11 protein-coding genes are annotated in these 13,850 nt (G+C 47.3%); 7 read left to right on the top strand and 4 right to left on the bottom strand.

Going from position 1 to position 13,850, the window contains the following annotated elements; translation table 11 throughout:
• Positions 1-17: 17 nt before the first annotated feature.
• Entirely contained in the window at positions 18-2,408 is a 2,391-nt protein-coding gene (locus MAS10914_RS0112260; protein WP_017316232.1) for an ATP-dependent helicase, read from the bottom strand.
• A 104-nt stretch (positions 2,409-2,512) separates the two neighbouring features.
• On the opposite strand from MAS10914_RS0112260, the gene MAS10914_RS0112265 reads away from it, so the two are divergent.
• The 6 genes from MAS10914_RS0112265 (at position 2,513) to lepB (ending at position 10,210) form a co-directional block, all read left to right on the top strand.
• The gene (locus MAS10914_RS0112265; RefSeq protein ID WP_017316233.1) at positions 2,513-4,222 is read left to right on the top strand and encodes a glycosyltransferase family 39 protein; all 1,710 of its coding nucleotides are present in this window, start codon (positions 2,513-2,515) and stop codon (positions 4,220-4,222) included.
• 277 nt (positions 4,223-4,499) lie between these two features.
• Complete coding sequence (locus tag MAS10914_RS0112270) at positions 4,500-5,447, top strand: DUF5996 family protein (RefSeq protein WP_017316234.1); 948 nt, start codon at positions 4,500-4,502, stop codon at positions 5,445-5,447.
• Positions 5,448-5,531: 84 nt separating this feature from the next.
• The gene (locus tag MAS10914_RS0112275) at positions 5,532-6,248 is read left to right on the top strand and encodes a 2Fe-2S iron-sulfur cluster-binding protein (RefSeq protein WP_017316235.1); all 717 of its coding nucleotides are present in this window, start codon (positions 5,532-5,534) and stop codon (positions 6,246-6,248) included.
• Positions 6,245-7,240, top strand: coding sequence for an FAD binding domain-containing protein (locus MAS10914_RS0112280; RefSeq protein WP_017316236.1), 996 nt, complete (start codon positions 6,245-6,247; stop codon positions 7,238-7,240). The genes MAS10914_RS0112275 and MAS10914_RS0112280 overlap by 4 nt, the downstream gene beginning before the upstream one ends.
• Complete coding sequence (locus MAS10914_RS0112285; RefSeq protein WP_017316237.1) at positions 7,237-9,351, top strand: xanthine dehydrogenase family protein molybdopterin-binding subunit; 2,115 nt, start codon at positions 7,237-7,239, stop codon at positions 9,349-9,351. The genes MAS10914_RS0112280 and MAS10914_RS0112285 overlap by 4 nt, the downstream gene beginning before the upstream one ends.
• Positions 9,352-9,637: 286 nt before the next feature.
• Positions 9,638-10,210, top strand: coding sequence for a signal peptidase I (gene lepB / locus MAS10914_RS0112290; protein ID WP_017316238.1), 573 nt, complete (start codon positions 9,638-9,640; stop codon positions 10,208-10,210).
• Between the two features lie 32 nt (positions 10,211-10,242).
• Here lepB and MAS10914_RS0112295 read toward each other — a convergent pair whose 3' ends face one another.
• Positions 10,243-10,776: a helix-hairpin-helix domain-containing protein gene (locus tag MAS10914_RS0112295; RefSeq protein WP_017316239.1), complete on the bottom strand. Its 534-nt coding sequence runs from the start codon at positions 10,774-10,776 to the stop codon at positions 10,243-10,245.
• 14 nt (positions 10,777-10,790) lie between these two features.
• Positions 10,791-11,165: an NINE protein gene (locus MAS10914_RS0112300; RefSeq protein WP_017316240.1), complete on the bottom strand. Its 375-nt coding sequence runs from the start codon at positions 11,163-11,165 to the stop codon at positions 10,791-10,793.
• A 283-nt stretch (positions 11,166-11,448) separates the two neighbouring features.
• Between MAS10914_RS0112300 and MAS10914_RS0112305 the strand changes: the two genes are divergently transcribed.
• Positions 11,449-11,772, top strand: a complete 324-nt coding sequence (locus MAS10914_RS0112305; protein ID WP_017316241.1) for a DUF1825 family protein — start codon at positions 11,449-11,451, stop codon at positions 11,770-11,772.
• A gap of 60 nt (positions 11,773-11,832) precedes the next feature.
• Here the strand turns inward: MAS10914_RS0112305 and MAS10914_RS0112310 are convergent, their stop codons facing one another.
• Positions 11,833-13,758 carry a transglycosylase domain-containing protein gene (locus tag MAS10914_RS0112310; protein ID WP_017316242.1) on the bottom strand — a complete coding sequence of 642 codons (1,926 nt, stop codon included), beginning with the start codon at positions 13,756-13,758 and terminating at the stop codon, positions 11,833-11,835.
• Positions 13,759-13,850 lie beyond the last annotated feature (92 nt).

Raw genomic sequence — 13,850 nt, forward strand, 5'->3', positions numbered from 1 at the left:
AGTCCCAAAGTTTCGGATTATGTGCCGATTTTCTTTTTGTCCTCGCTCGGGTTTGTTGCCAGCGTGACTATGCATTTGGGAAACTGGCGTTTGAGTGCTGGAAATACCGGACTTGGGTTTTGTTCTTGTAAATTCTCTGGTTTACTCCAAGTAAATGGAGCTTTCTTTGCCGCAGATATCCATAACAGGCGTTTTGCCCGTGTCATGGCAACGTAGAGTAAACGATACTCTTCGGCTGTTTTGAGGTGTTTTGCCTGTTCCCAAGCAGCGATGACGTTGGGTAAGGTAGATTGACCGTGGAGAGCAGCGCGAATTTGGGCACGAGCAACTTCTGATAACGTAAAGTCACCTAAAAACTGGCTTTGGGGAGGAACCCAAAATCTGCCGGGAATTAAGTTTTCATGCAGGAAAGGTATGAAAACGTAGTCCCAATCCAGCCCTTTTGCCTTATGCATGGTGATAATTGTCAGTTGACCGCGACGGGTGTATCGTGCTTCTAAGTCTTCTGTTTCCACGGGTTCAAACCGTTCGGAACTGACGATTTCACTCAAGACATTCAACATTGCCCCCATTGAAGTATTGCCCGCTATTTGCTGGTTGACTCGTTCTGCTAGTTTGTCAGCTGTTGCCAGTTCTGCTTGGTCATAATTTAGTGTCAGGGCTATAAACGAAATTAACTGATACAGAGGCAGTTCTAATCGGGCACGAAGTAAACTACGACACAAATGAGCCGCTTTTTGCACTGGTTCTAGCTGAGATGGAGCCAGAGGACCAGGATATAAAAATTCTTCGGGCAAAGTCGAAAGGGCGTTGAGGTCTTGCGTTTCAATCAATCGCCGTTGTACAAGGATTTGTAATGCCCCTTTGAGGTAGTCCGGGGAATGGGGGCGATCGCAAAATTGCAGGAGTGCCAAAATCTCCTCGGGTACATGAGAATGGCGATCGCGTTCCCCCACGTCGTAAATTAAAATTTTATGCTCTTTACACACTGAACTAAGCGCCTCTGCCAACCACCGTCCTTGGCGATTCTCCCGCACTAAAATAGCTGCGCTGATTTTGGTTGGGTTTTGGGAAAATAACTCTACAACCTTCTGGGATAATAACTCGACTGTGTGATGAATATCACGGGGTGTGTGCAGTTCCACTCCTAATCCTTCTTTTTCAGGATTAGCATCAGGTTGGGGGTCATTTGGGTCAACAGGTCGAATTTTTTGGAGACGAAAGGGGGGTGGGGAGATCGAGAGATGGGGTGACTCTTGACTCTTGACTCCGTATAAGCTATTTACCCATTCCAAAACAAAGTTGGCAGCTTCGATAATAATTCCGGTGCTGCGACCGGCTTGATCCATTGTTGCTAGTCGTTCTTGGGCGTGGCATTGTTCACAGAATTGGCGAAAGTAAATTGGGTCGGCTGGGGTGAAGGTGGAGTTAATTGCTTGGTTGGGGTCGCCAACACGGATGAGATTTGGCGGTTGGTTGGGGTAATTGGGGTCAGTGGCGAGAATGGTTAATAGTCGCGTTTGCAATGGGCTAGAATCTTGTGCTTCGTCTTCAAAAACGGCAAAAACTTGATTTTGCTCGTTTCTCCGGGCGCTTTCGTTCTCTAAGACACCCAGGGCAGCTAAAATCATGTCGTCGTAGTCAATGAAGTCACGCGATCGCATTAAATTTTGATATTGCTCGTACAATCCAGCCGCGATGCTTAAGATTTCATATTCGTCTGTGGTTTGTTTGCTTAACTTCCGCAAATCTTCCGGTGATAGCCCAGAACTTTTTGCCTCATGAATCACTGTAGTTGCCAGTTCTGGCAAGACTTCTGTCCGCAATACCGACTGACGCCGCAGTCTTTCTGTTTCCTCTCCGTCAAATTGAATACCTTCTAACAACCGAGAATAACTGCCTAAATGACTGTTAATCCATTGCTCTACAGCAGTACGAATGAAGCGGTGACTTTGGTTTGGGGTAATTAAAGTGGCATTTTCTAACTGTAAACCTGACAAATCGGGATAGCGGCTGGCTATGTTCAATGCAAGACCATGTAGCGTATGCACAACAAAGCCAGTTTGAGGTAAGGACAAATATTCCCGTAAGTATTTGCGGATTTTAGCTTTAATATTAGCAGCAGCCGAGCGCGTAAAGGTGACAACAATGAGTTGACGACGAGTGTTTCGACGTAATTCAGCGGACTGCTCATATTGATGAGCGATTGCAATTGCTGCTGCTGCTGCCATTCCTGTGGATTTGCCAGCACCGGGAACCGCTGAAACAGCTAATGAACCGGAGTGCCAGTTAGCCATGTGCTGCTGTCCGAGACGGAGGCTATTACGGATACGTGCTATGCCTGTCTCCCGCAGTGAAGACACAGGTAAATCTGGATCTACTTTTTTTGGTTGAGATTCTTGAGGCACTGATTTGTAAAATTAGCGTCTTAACCCAATAAAATTTTAGACTTTGGCTTGTAGCGATCGCTTAAGCGCTTACTACGAACCTATTATTAGCTAGTAGCTAAGGAATGGCTAATCGTAAACTTTATCTACATTATCTTGGATTGGTTGGGGCGATCGCCCTGGGTGCAATCTTGCGCTTTTGGCATTTAGATCTAAAACCGTTGTGGATGGATGAGGTCATTACTGCCATTTTTAGCTTTGGCAAAAGCTACAATAATGTGCCTTTGGATGTCTTGTTACCCCTTGAACGTGTGCCAGAGATTTTTACTATCCAACCTGGGGTCAGTTGTTCTCAAATTGCCAAAAACCTTGCTACCCAGTCTACCCATCCGCCATTATTTTTTTGCTGGATGTACAGTTGGTTGGAGTTGTTAAGCCCAGTAGGAAGTGAATGGATCGCCAAATTGCGATTCCCAGCAGCGTTTTTTGGTGTAGGTGCAATTGTAGCAATTTACTCTCTTAATCGTATTGCCTTTTTCCGATCAGCGGGGATCATAGGAGCAGCTTTTATGGCTGTTTCCCCTTTAGCCGTTTACCTTTCCCAAGAAGCACGACACTACACATTGCCGATGCTCCTCATCACTTTAGCGTTACTGGGGCTGGTGCAAATTGTGAAAGATATTGAAAGGCAGCAGAAAGTTAGATTTTGGGTTTGGCTGCAATGGGCAATCATGAATAGTATCGGTCTTTATGTTCACTACTTTTGCACTCTTGCCTTCATTGCCCAAATTGCTACGCTACTGGTGCTGATCTGCTGGTATAGGGCAAACATTATGAACAAACGCCAAATTTGGCTAGCACTCATTTTATCTACGAGTGTTGTTGCGATTAGCTTTTTGCCCTGGCTACCAATGGTAGTCAATGACTATAACCGCGCTGAAATCGATTGGCTGCAATCTCCAAAAAATATTTCCCCATTTTATCAAACTCTCATTAGCTGGCTACTGATGGTGATTTCTCTACCTGTAGAAAATCAGCCTTTTGCAATTGCATTTCTCTTGGGTTTGTCTATGCTTTTGTTTGGCATATGGGTGGGTTGGCAAGTTTTTCAAGGGTTAAAGCAGCTATTATATGAACAATCAACGCATCTAGCTACATTTACTCTCTTAAGTTTCTCTGTTTGGGTGTTATTAGAATTCTTTGCCATTGCCTATTTATTAGGCAAAGATATTACTGCTGTTCCCCGTTATCACTTTGTTTATTACCCTGCTTTTTGCGCTCTCCTATCTGCCAGTTTTGCTCAAGTAAACAAAAAAGAAAAAATAAGAAAAAAATGCATATTCAATGTTCATTCTTCAATCTTTATTCTTTTGATTGTTGGTATTCTCAGTTGTGTTTTTGTTGTTTCCGATTTAGTGTTTCAAAAACCCTTTGAGCCTGGGAAAGTCGCGCAAAATATGAACCAAGACCCCTCTATTCCGCTGATGATGGTGGTGGGATACAGAGATTACCAAGATGTAGCGTTAGGGTTAAGTTTCGCTTTAGCGCTGGAACCACTTAGGGGAGTCGGAGAAGACAAATTAATCTCTTCATCCCCTTCATCTAATGTTGCTTTCTTCAAACAATCACCAGACTTTGCCTCTGTCTTGCAAAAACTTTCCCAACTTCCTACACCAACTGCAACTCATCTCAATTTATGGGTTGTTGGTCCGGGAAGAAAACGCCGAGACTATCCACAGCAAATAGCAGTTTCCCAGCAAATGACTTGCTCCAAAGATTCTTTGCAGTACTATCGCATTGGTGTTCCCTATCAGCTATATCACTGTAAGAACTGAAAATTTAACAAAAGTCAAAAGTCAAGATTCAACAGAAAAATTAGGTAGGATGAAAATCGCTACCCATATTTTTTTTTCATCCCTTCAGTAGGGTTGACAATTGCACATAATCTTTGGGCTGCTTGGGGCAAGTCAATTAACAAATAAAGAGAGTTCAAGCTGCTATAGCTGATTTAATAAATGAATAAGCGTGTCATTTGCTCGTTTGGTCTCCTTCATACGGCTGTTTCCGTCTGGTACTCTCCCTTCCTAATTTCCTTATATGGAGGTTTTTGTCATGGCACAGCCTGTTCATGGAACGCTCACTGATACCATCTGGCCCAGCCTGCCCCTTACAGAATGGCAAGATACATATGCAACGCTACATATGTGGACTCAGATCATCGGCAAGGTTCGGCTGGCGCTGGCTCCCAAGCTCAACCACTGGTGGCAGTCTACTCTATATGTAACACCCCATGGTTTAACAACCTCTTCAATCCCTTACGGAACACGTACCTTTGAGATGAGCTTTGACTTTCTTGAACACCACTTACAAATCGAGACTAGTGATGGCAGCACCCGAAGAATACCGCTTGTTCCTCGCTCTGTGGCTGACTTTTACCAGGATGTTATGAGCATACTGAGTGCGAGCGGTATCGAAGTCCGGATTTGGACGATGCCGCAAGAAGTAGCAGAGCCAATTCCCTTTGAGCAGGATTATAAACATACAGCTTACGATCCAGAGTACGCACAGCGGTTATGGCGTATTCTTGTGCAAGTAGATCGGGTGATGACAGCATTCCGCTCACGTTTTATTGGTAAATGCAGCCCTGTGCATTTTTTCTGGGGGAGTTTTGACCTGGCTGTGACTCGCTTCTCTGGGAGTCGTGCTCCAGAGCATCCGGGTGGGGTTCCTAATATGGCAGATTGGGTAACGCGAGAGGCTTACTCGCATGAGGTAAGCAGCTGTGGCTTCTGGCCTGGTGGCGGGGCAGTCGTTGAACCTGTTTTTTACTCCTACGCCTACCCAGAACCGGAGGGGTTCCGAAATTACCCCGTGCAGCCAAAAGAGGCGTTCTACAGTTCTCAGATGCAAGAGTTCATCCTGCCATATGAGGTAGTGCGGCAGGCTAATGATCCGGATGCAGTACTCCTTGCCTTCTTGCAAAGCACCTACGATGCAGCTGCAAATTTAGGAAATTGGGAACGAGCAGCGTTGGAATGCACTCCAGTCTTACAAATCTAGCTAAGGTAGTACCGAAATGTTTGCCTTCGCGAACATCTCTGCTTTAGGATTGCCGTATTTTTCGCTCTAGAGGTACAAAAAATCATGCAACACCATAAAGAAGGGGCGGGGAAAACATCCCGACGCAGTTTTTTGGGACAGGCACTGACCGCAGCCGGAACGGCTATAGCCGCTCCTTCGTTGGTCAATCAGGCAACCGCAGCAAAGGACACGGTTCAAGGTTCCGAAGGTGAGATGGCTGTGGCACTTACCGTTAATGGAGAACAGCGAAGCCTCAACCTTGAGCCGCGTGTGACACTCCTAGATGCCCTGCGCGATCGCCTGGGACTAGTGGGCAGCAAAAAAGGGTGCGATCACGGGCAGTGTGGAGCCTGTACTGTTCTTGTCGATGGTCAGCGAGTTTATTCCTGCCTTGCTCTGGCAGTGATGCAGGAGGGCAAGGCAATTGTCACTATTGAAGGGCTGGCGAAGGGTGATACTCTCCATCCTATGCAGACGGCGTTCATTGATAACGATGGCTTTCAGTGTGGCTATTGCACACCAGGACAGATTTGCGCCTCTGTTGCTCTACTTGATGAAGTCAAACGGGGCTGTACCAGCGCTGTCACGCCGGATTTGGCTCGTCCGCCACAGCTAGCTGAACTCTCCGAGGCTGAAATTAAGGAGCGGCTGAGTGGCAATCTCTGTCGATGCAGCGCTTACAACGGCATTGTGGCAGCAGTGCAGCAGGTAGCTGGACAAAAACCACCTTCTCCTGTCGCAGATGTGATGGTCACTGAACCCAAGGAGATACCCGCATGAACAACTTTACTTACATCCGCACTACCTCGGTAAAAGATGCAGTTCAACGGGCAACGACTGACCAAAATGCGATATTTATTGCAGGCGGTACAAACTTGGTTGACCGCCTCAAAGTCTTCCTGGATGAACCATCGCAACTGATTGACATTTCCCGGCTTCAGATGCAGCGCATTGAACGGACAACTAAGGGCGGTCTTCGCATTGGAGCGCTGGTGACAAACACAGCGTTAGCTGACCATCCCGATGTCCGCCGCGACTACCCGCTGCTTGGGCGCGCGATTCTATCCGGCGCGTCTCAGCAAATTCGCAACATGGCGACCGTAGGCGGAAACCTACTACAGCGCACCCGCTGTCCTTACTACTACGATACCGCCTTCCCCTGCAACAAACGAGAGCCTGGAACCGGCTGTCCAGCAGTAACGGGCATCAATCGTATGCACGCCATCCTTGGTGCCAGCGACCAGTGTTTGGCAGTTCACCCGTCGGATATGTGCGTGCCCCTTGCGGCTTTAGATGCTGTGGTTGAGGTGGAAGGACCTAAAGGCAAGCGGCAGATACCTTTTACAGATTTCCACCGTCTACCGGGAAACACACCTCAACGAGACGCGAACCTGGAGCAGGGTGAACTGATTACCGCTGTTATCCTGCCCCCGGTGGCGTTTGCTAAGTCGGGGGTTTACCTGAAGTTACGCGATCGCGCCTCCTATGCCTTTGCGTTAATTTCTGTAGCAGCTGCCATTGACTTGGCTGGTGAGCGCATCAAAGATGTTCGCTTGGCAATGGGCGGCGTAGCCCATAAACCCTGGCGACCAACCCAAGCAGAGAAGTTTTTGATTGGCAAGACTGCTAACACCGAAACATTTCAACAGGCAGCAGAAATTGCACTTCGGGAAGCTAAACCCTTAAGTCACAACGGTTTCAAAGTTGATTTGGCAAAGCGGGCAATTCGCCGTGCGCTCACGGTTTCAGCCAAAGGAGGAGGTGTCGTATGAACAAAGTGATTGGGACTGGCGTCAGCCGCAAGGACGGACGGGCAAAGGTTATGGGCACGGCTACCTACGCTGCCGAACATCAAATTCCGGGTCTGGTTCACGGTTATGTCGTCACCGCCAGCATCGCCAATGGGCAAATTAAAAGCATCGACACACGCGCAGCAGAAAAAGCGCCTGGAGTTGTGAGTGTTTTTACGCACAAAAACGCGCCAAAGGTGTTTATGCCAGCCAACGACTTTCAGACCTCAAAAATCTACGAGGCTCGTCTGCCGTTGTCGGATGATAAGGTTTACTACGGAGGGCAAATTATCGGCTTGGTAGTGGCAGACACCTTCGAGCGGGCACGTCACGCGGCGCATTTGGTAAAGGTCGAATACGCAACCCAAACGCCACTCGTAGATGCTACAAAAGCTACTTTCAAGGAGGCTCCACCCCAGTCGGGTGAGGAGCTAAAGTTCGAGAAGGGGAATTTTGCGGCAGGGGTGGCAAGTGCAACAGCGAAAATTGAAGCCACATACAAAACTTCTACTGAAATGCACGCGCCGATGGAACCCCATGCCATCATTGCCCACTGGCAAGATTCAGACTCACTCACTGTTTACGAGCCGTCCCAGTGGGTGGCGGGAACCCAGCGCACCTATGCAGAACTCTTTGGACTCCCGACCGAGCGGGTGCGTGTTGTTACACCCTTTATCGGTGGTGCCTTCGGCTCTAAAGCCTTCCCCTGGCCTCACGGCATTCTTTGTGCTGCGGCTGCTCGTAAACTCCAGCGTCCTCTCAAAGTCGTCCTCAGCCGACGGCAAATGACAGCGAACACAGGACACCGCTCTGAAACTGAGCAAACTATCCGTTTAGGAGCAACCGCCGACGGTAGCCTAAGTGTGATTGACCATGAGGTAAAATCCTGCACCTCGCCAGTGGAAGCCTTCGCAGAACCCTGTACGAAGATCACGCCAGTTATGTACGCTGCGCCAAATCTGCGACTGAAGCAGGAACTGGCGGTGATGAACATCGGCACACCAACATTCATGCGCGGACCAGGAGAGAATTCTGGGATGTGGGCACTAGAGTCGGCGATGGACGAACTCGCCTGGACGCTAAAGATTGATCCAGTGGAACTGCGCCTGAAAAATGAAGCTAAGGAGGACCAGCGCAAGGGACTGCCATTCTCAGCGAAGCATTTTGCTGACTGTTTACGGGTAGGTGCCGAGCAATTTGGTTGGAAAGACAGACCAAAACAGCCGCGCGCGCTGACACGTGATGGCAAACTCGTTGGTTGGGGGATGGCGGCGGCAACCTTCCCTGGCTTGCGGCGTGCAGCATCAGCTAAGGTGCGGCTGCTACCAGACGGTACGGCACATATCCTCACCGCAGCCAATGATATGGGCACTGGCGCATATACTGTTGTTGCTGCCACAGCAGCAGACGCACTGGGGTTAAGCGTCGAAAAGGTACGGGTGGAACTGGGCGACTCGTTGCTACCAGATGGCGGCTTGGCGGGTGGGTCTATGATGACAGCATCCCTCGTCCCTGCGGTGATGGCAGCTTGTCAGCAAGTCCTCAAAACTGCTAAAGCGAAGACCGCACAGGAGGCATTTGCGACTCTGGGTCAGTCTGGACGGGCAGCGTTTGAGGCAACAGCATCCTCCGCTCCCGGTGAAGAGGGGAAGAAATGGGCGTTCCAGTCCTGGGGCGCACATTTTTGCGAAGTCAGTGTGGATGAGGAAATCGGACGCTTACGGGTGACGCGTTGGGTGTCAGTGATGGATATTGGGCGAGTTATCAATGCCAAGACAGCAGCTTCTCAGGTACGTGGCGGTGTGATTATGGGTACTGGGCAAGCCCTGATGGAGGAGTGCCACGTTGATCCAAACATCGGCTATCCTGTAGTCTATGACCTCGCCACCTATCACTTCCCGGCTCACGCAGACATTCCTCGCATTCAGGTAGCCTTTGTCGGCGAACCTGACCTCAACTTCAACCCAGCAGGCGTACGCGGTTTAGGTGAAATTGGCATCACAGGTGTTTCAGCAGCGATCGGCAACGCCCTTTACCATGCCACAGGTAAACGTATCCGTGATTTACCTATTACACCTGACAAGTTGTTGTGATAAGCCTTTGGAGGTAATGTTACTAAAATAAGGCAGCGGGAGCTAAAGGCACAAGGGGAAGAAAAGGAAAAAACTGAAAGGCTTATGGCACAATATGGTTCAGTTAGGGGGTATTTGTAACAATTTCACTTAATGTCCAGACGTGCCATGGCACGTCTGGACATTAAGTGTCGCACCTAAAAAAATCTTATCTGAACTGTATTGGGCAAAACCACTTTTGCTTATAAATGTCCTTTTAGCGTCAAAATAATCAAGGATTCATTTGTTCATCTGACTTTTAGTTTCTATGACTCATCAGCAAAGTGATGCTAAAAACTCTCCTGCGTCGTCGCGCGTATGGCGAAGTTTACAAGAAAATTTTACTCTGATTGTGATCGCCTTATGCTTGGCACTCTTGATTAGGACTTTTGTCGCTGAACCTCGTTACATCCCTTCAGATTCTATGTTGCCAACCTTACATCAGGGCGATCGCCTGGTGGTGGAAAAAATCTCCTATCTTTCTCACTCCCCAAAGTTGGGCGATATCGTTGTTTTTCAGCCACCAGAGGAACTGCAACATCGGGGATATCTCAAAGACCAAGCTTTCATTAAGCGTATTATTGGCACGCCTGGAAAGAAAGTAAGCATTGCAGGTGGCAAAGTTTACATCAATGGGCAACCAATACAAGAAGACTATATCGCTGAACCACCAATCTTACCAATGGAAGGGCGGCAAGTTCCTACTGAGGAATTTTTTGTCATGGGAGATAACCGCAACGATAGTAACGACTCCCGCTACTGGGGGTTTTTACCTAAACAAAATATTATCGGTCGCGCTGTGTTTCGCTTTTGGCCTCTTGATAGAATTGGGTTTATTTAACTGTAGAGACGTAGCAATGCTACGTCTCTACATTAAAATCGGAGATAGTACATCAACTGGGCAATGACATCACTAGATAGATTCAATCTCCGCTGAAAATCAGCCAAGTTACGGTAAAGTCCCGCAGATAAACGTTCTTGCACCACCGCCTGCGCGAGAGATAAATCCATAAATGGCACTGTTGCCAGAATCTCAACCGTTGCTGTGTTAGGGTTTACTGTATGGCTTTTAAGAGCTAGAGATTCATCGTCGTAATAACTGAAATTCAGAATTGGCTTGAGTGGCTCTAGCCTTTGTACTGGTAGACTCAAAGCTGCGGCAATATCGTCGATACAATAAAATTTTATACCCGCGCGCGAAAGTTCCACAAGCGATCGCGCTTGGTGAATTGATAAACCAGGTAGGCGTAACCAATCATCAACAGTTGCTTGATTAGCATCAATACAGATACCTAGTTGCGCGGCGATCGCAATTTCTTCTGCTGATTGTAGTCGGTAGTAGGGGTCGTTGAGCAGCTTGGAGCGGAGTTTTTGCAACTTGGGGTTTAAAGGTAGCCAATTTTTCATTTTGGTTGCTTGCTTTAAGAATTTTGGTCTAGCAACTGGCGGCGCTTTTGCTCAAATTCATACTCAGAAATCAATCCATCCTGGCGTAAACTTTCTAACTCCCGTAAAGCTTGAGCAAGTGCTCCGACTTGATGACTGGCGTAGTGGGAGTTTTTGATAGCTGATTTACCTAAATTAAAATTCCGGTCGAAAGCTTCTTCGTCTTGAGCTAAAAACCAAACTCCTTCAATGGCGCTAGCGACCTTGGGAATGGGTGTCCAGGAAAGCAAAACATACAGCAGACCCCACAGTGGTTGTCCTAAATAAAACTTATGTAATCCTGAAATTGTCAGCGTCCCGGAAAAAGCTAAAATTGCGGCAATGCTTCTGCTTTTTCGCTGATTAAACATAATTAAAGCACCATAATAAATTCAGTATTGCTGCTATCCTAGCTGAAACCCAATATCTGAATCTACACTGGGGACTTCCATGTCATTTGTTTTGAAATTATTAACAGAGTTTTAAAAGTCAAAACTCTTGACTCCGCGAAGCGGTCAAGTGTTGAAATTGCGGTAAAAAACCGTACTCAAACCGAAGCTTGTTTTCTAGATTATTTCTCTAGACTAAAATAAAGCTAGAAGCACCAAGTATTAGAGCTACTGAGTCTCACTGCTCAGTGGAGTGTAGGATAAGATGGGATTCTTTGATTCTGACATAGTTCAGCACGAAGCCAAGCAATTATTTGAAGACTATCAAGCACTCATAAAGCTTGGCAGCAACTACGGCAAATTTGACCGCGAGGGCAAAAAGCTGTTTATTGAACAGATGGAAGCCATGATGGAGCGATATCGCATCTTTATGAAGCGTTTTGAGCTATCAGAAGATTTCATGGCACAAATGACTATAGAGCAGCTCAAAACTCAGTTAAGTCAATTTGGTGTGACTCCCCAACAAATGTTTGACCAAATGCACTTCACCCTACAGCGGATGAAAGCAGAACTTGGGACACAACAGTAAACAAACAAAGAGTTATGAGTTAGGAGATCTGAATTCACTCAGAACTCCTAACTCATAACTCTAATTTGATTTAGGGCGAGAAAACTTGTAAGGTGACTTAAAGTTCTCAGCAGGTACATCCTTAAGCGCCCTCAACATAAAATCGCGCCAAATTGGAGCAACCATAGTACCACCCGTCGCACCGCTCGCCAAGGTTCTGTTGTCGTCCCGACCCACCCAAACAGCAGTGGTTAACTGGGGTACAGTACCGACAAACCAAATATCCTTCTCAGAGGAAGTTGTTCCTGTCTTCCCTGCTGCTGGGCGACCTATTGCTGCGTTTTTCCCAGTACCATCATTAATGACAGAGCGCATCACATCAATAGTTGCTGCTGATGCCCACGGGTCAAGTATTTGCTGAGGTTTGGGTGTATTGTCAAGCAACACGTTGCCACTACTATCAGTCACACGGGCAATAATCGTCGTTGGCGACTGCCAGCCATAATTCGCAAAGGTAGCATAAGCACCTGCCATTTCCAACGGTGTCATACCAATAGCACCTAAAGGTAGAGAAGTCACAGGTTCCATCGGACTCATAATACCCAAGGTGCGGCAGGTTTCGACAACCTTATTCATCCCTACAGCCTTGCCAATCTTAATCACAGGAATATTACGAGATAGCTTTAGAGCAGTGCGGATTGACATTGCTCCCCCATAGCCACCATCGTAGTTTCGTGGGTGGTACCAACCGTCACCATCTCGATAGCTCACGGGGCTATCGTACACTGTTGTCTCTGGTCCATATTTACCACTAGCAAAGGCAGTGTAGTAAACAAACGGTTTAAAAGCAGAGCCTGGTTGCCGATAAGCTTGAGTTGCGCGGTTAAACTCGCTGGTTTTAGGATCTACACCACCCACCAGCGCTTTGACAAAATGGGTGCGGGGGTCAATTGCAACTAGAGCAATTTGGTTCTTAGATAACCCTTGTCCGCGCAGTCTTTGATGCCACTTACTAACAGTGCTCTCCGCCATCTGTTGGAAGTTGGTATCAACTGTCGTTTGAACTCGCATTCCGCCCTTGAGCAGTGCCTCACGACCAAACTTTTTCGCTATCTCCTGCGCCACAGCGTTAGTCACATAAGGCAAGGCGCTTCCTTGGAACGACCTAATCTTACCCAGTTTAATTGGTTGTTTGAGGGCTTTGTCGTATTCTTGTTGCGTGATCCAGCCCAATTCCTTCATCCGCCCCAAAACGATTTTCTGCTGCTCTTTTGCCTTAGCCATGTTGACAAATGGGCTGTATTCTTCCGGCGCTTGGATCAAACTCGCCATCATCGCCGACTCAGCTAAGGTTAAATATTCTGCCGACTTATTAAAGTAACTACGTGCTGCTGTTTGTACACCATAGTTGTTATGACCCCAATAAACTTGGTTGAGGTACATTTCTAAAATTTGGTCTTTGGTGAGAATTTGCTCTAAGCGAATTGCCAGTACCGCTTCTGCTATCTTACGAGTAAAGGCACGCTTTTGAGACAAAAACAAGTTCTTCACCAACTGCATGGTGATAGTTGAGCCACCCTCGCGAACCCCACCTGCTGTCCAGTTGGTAACGACTGCACGTCCGACACCTTTGGGATTAATACCGTGGTGATAGTAAAAGTCGCTGTCTTCACTCGCCAATACTGCCCGTTTTAGCTCAGGAGAAATTCTATCTAACGATACGACTTCACGATTGGCTTCTCCATGGATACTGGTTAACAATTTACCTTTGATGTCATAGATATAAGTCGTTTCTGAGGGCAAGAAGCTGCGTAATTGCCTGACATCAGGTAAATTCCGGAAACTAACGGCTAAGCCAACCAGTCCTCCCGCTACAATAGAACTTGCCAGCATAGTGACGGATAGTAGAGTACCGCCAGCTACCTGACCGACTCCTTTGAGAAACTCAAAACCCGAGGCAGCTTGCTGATGTTGTGGCTGCTTATCTTGAAAAGTGCTGGACGACACGGCGATTTCACTTCCTCACTATAAATATAAGTGTAATGTCTTGGGTGAAGCAAGGCGGTTAATTTTTTGCAATTATATTAATTTGGCAGACG

Source organism: Mastigocladopsis repens PCC 10914, assembly GCF_000315565.1.
In the GTDB taxonomy this organism is placed as follows: domain Bacteria; phylum Cyanobacteriota; class Cyanobacteriia; order Cyanobacteriales; family Nostocaceae; genus Mastigocladopsis; species Mastigocladopsis repens.

Coding starts and splice junctions, on each gene's coding strand:
- MAS10914_RS0112265 (WP_017316233.1), top strand. CDS start 2,513: ATGGCTAATCGTAAACTTTATCTACATTATCTTGGATTGGTTGGGGCG.
- MAS10914_RS0112270 (WP_017316234.1), top strand. CDS start 4,500: ATGGCACAGCCTGTTCATGGAACGCTCACTGATACCATCTGGCCCAGC.
- MAS10914_RS0112275 (WP_017316235.1), top strand. CDS start 5,532: ATGCAACACCATAAAGAAGGGGCGGGGAAAACATCCCGACGCAGTTTT.
- MAS10914_RS0112280 (WP_017316236.1), top strand. CDS start 6,245: ATGAACAACTTTACTTACATCCGCACTACCTCGGTAAAAGATGCAGTT.
- MAS10914_RS0112285 (WP_017316237.1), top strand. CDS start 7,237: ATGAACAAAGTGATTGGGACTGGCGTCAGCCGCAAGGACGGACGGGCA.
- lepB (WP_017316238.1), top strand. CDS start 9,638: ATGACTCATCAGCAAAGTGATGCTAAAAACTCTCCTGCGTCGTCGCGC.
- MAS10914_RS0112295 (WP_017316239.1), bottom strand. CDS start 10,776: ATGAAAAATTGGCTACCTTTAAACCCCAAGTTGCAAAAACTCCGCTCC.
- MAS10914_RS0112300 (WP_017316240.1), bottom strand. CDS start 11,165: ATGTTTAATCAGCGAAAAAGCAGAAGCATTGCCGCAATTTTAGCTTTT.
- MAS10914_RS0112305 (WP_017316241.1), top strand. CDS start 11,449: ATGGGATTCTTTGATTCTGACATAGTTCAGCACGAAGCCAAGCAATTA.